The organism is Lysobacter enzymogenes (assembly GCF_017168095.1).
In the GTDB taxonomy this organism is placed as follows: Bacteria; Pseudomonadota; Gammaproteobacteria; order Xanthomonadales; family Xanthomonadaceae; genus Lysobacter; species Lysobacter enzymogenes_D.
Genome location: NZ_LXSD01000398.1, coordinates 1 through 2130, shown reverse-complemented (window position 1 = coordinate 2130; position 2130 = coordinate 1). Strand labels below are relative to the sequence as shown.

At 67.6% G+C, this 2130-nt stretch carries 2 protein-coding genes; both read right to left on the bottom strand.

All coding sequences use genetic code 11. The annotated features are described in order from the left end of the window. On the bottom strand, window positions 1-1569 hold a 1569-nt coding region (locus A7A76_RS16550), incomplete at its 3' end, for a PKD domain-containing protein (protein WP_206412227.1). A 177-nt stretch (window positions 1570-1746) separates the two neighbouring features. Next, a partial coding sequence (locus A7A76_RS16545; protein ID WP_206412226.1) for a hypothetical protein occupies window positions 1747-2130 on the bottom strand: 384 nt, incomplete at its 5' end.

Here is a 2130-nt window from a genome sequence, read left to right as displayed (position 1 = left end):
CTTGCTCGGGTTGGTCGCGGTCGAGGTGGTGCCGTCGCCGAAGTTCCAGCTGCGCGAGGCGATCGAGCCGTCGCTGTCGGTGGAGCTGTCGGTGAAGGTCGCGGTCAGGCCGCTGGTGGTGGAGGTGAAGTTCGCCACCGGCGGGGTGTTCGGCGTGCCGCCGCCCGAATCCAGGCCGTCGATGAACTGCGCGCCGGTGTTGGCCGGGTCGAGCCAGTCGCTCAGGCGCGAGGCCGCGGCGCCGCCGCCGGTCCACGAGGTGAACACGCGGCCGTACTGGTCGCTGCGGTTGGTGCCGGTGGCGCTGCAGCTCGACGGGCCGCCGTGCAGCTGGCCGAGCACGCGCTTTTCCGGGCTGTAGATCGGCGAACCCGACGAACCGGGCTCGGTCACGCCGCCGGTCGGCTGCCACTGCACGTTCAAGTGGGTGGTGCCGGCGCCGCCGCCCCAGGCCACGAACGAGGTCGGGCTGGTGGAGTTGCTGATGCGCTTCTCGGCGACGTTGGGATGGTGGATCGCGATCGCACCCGGATAGTTCTGGTCGCGGCGGTCCCAACCGGCCCAGAACAGGTTGAACGCCGGATTGGCCGGGGTGTTCAACTCGAGCAGGGTGAAGTCGGAGGTGGCGTAGGTCGCCTTGACCGTCGAGCCCGACTGGGTCTGGCTCATCGAGCCGTCGCCGTTGGCGCCGCTGGCCGGCGTGTTGGGCGCGCGGCAGGTCGAGTTCTGGTAGTTCCAGTAGACCACGATCGACGCCGCGGTCGAGGCCGTGCCCATGCCGCAGTGGTGCGCGGTCAGGAAGTACATCTTGCGGTCGTTGGCGGTGTTGTTGACCAGCGAACCGGTACAGGCCAGCGTGCCGCTCTTAGAGTACGCGCCGACCGCGCGGATGATGTCGCGGCGGCCGTCGCCTTCGGGGCAGACCACGTCGATGTTGCACGAACCCGACACGCCCTTCTCGCCGGACGCGGCGGCCAGGCGGCGCGCGAGCGGGCCGAAGCCGACATAGTCGTGGTTGACCTTGGTCAGGCGCAGCTTGAGCTCGTTGACCTTGTCGCGCGGCACCACCACTTCGATCACCGCTTCGGCGCCCGGCACCACCGCCGTCCACAGCTGGCGCGCCGAGTTGTTGTTGCTGGCGTCGTACTGGCTGATCAGGCCGCGATCGCCGGCCGGCGCCTGGGTCGCCGGATACACCAGCAGGCGGCCGCCGGCGGGCATGTAGTAGTCGGTGAAACCGAAGTTCAGCGACAGCGCCTTCTCCGAGCGCACGCGCTGGCGCCACACGGCGTATTGGCCGTCGGCGGTGTATTCCCACGCGCCGGAATTCTGCGGGGTCATGTCCACGTCGATCGCCAGGGCGAAGCGCGGGATGTCGCCGCGCTTGTCGCGCTGCAGGTCTTCGGCCTTGGCCTTGGCCACGTCGACCGCCGGCATGGTGCGCAAGGCGACCTTGTCGACGCTGGAAAGATTGGCGTAATCGAACGCCGCCGGGCGCGAGGCCGGCGCGGCGAGCGCGGCGCTGATCGACAAACCGAGCAACAGCAGGGAACCACAAATGCGTTTCATTGCTTGTCTCCGTCCGTGATGTGAGGCATGGCCCGACGCCCGGCGTGGCCGGTGCTGGATGGCGAACGACGTCGGGTCAAGCGGTGGGAACTGGATGCTCCAGAGGGTAAGGCGGGAATTGCCGCATGCTTCCCCTACAGCGTGCGTTTGAAGCGCTACTTCGCAGCGATTGCACGTTCAATCGGCGTGGCATTGTTCGCCGGTGGCGGCGGCGTACGCCGCATGGGCCACGGCGCGACTGTGAATCACCCGCGTCGCGCACAACAAGACGCAAATCCCCCGGCTGCACATAGCATCCGTGCATCGCGTCACGCATACGACGAAGAGTTGTTGCAGATGAAATCGGTGGCGAAAACAGGAAATCGAAATTGAGAACGCGCGCGAGTTCAGAATGCGCGTCAGCGCACGGCGCGCGGCAACTTCGAGGTAGGGAGATCGGGCGACCGCACGCTTGTGCGGAAAAATTTCGGCGGCGCGAGCGCGAGATCTGCGAAGAAGCGGCTGTAGGAGCGGCGCAAGCCGCGACCGCGACACCGCGCTTGCGTCGTAACTGCGGTGTCG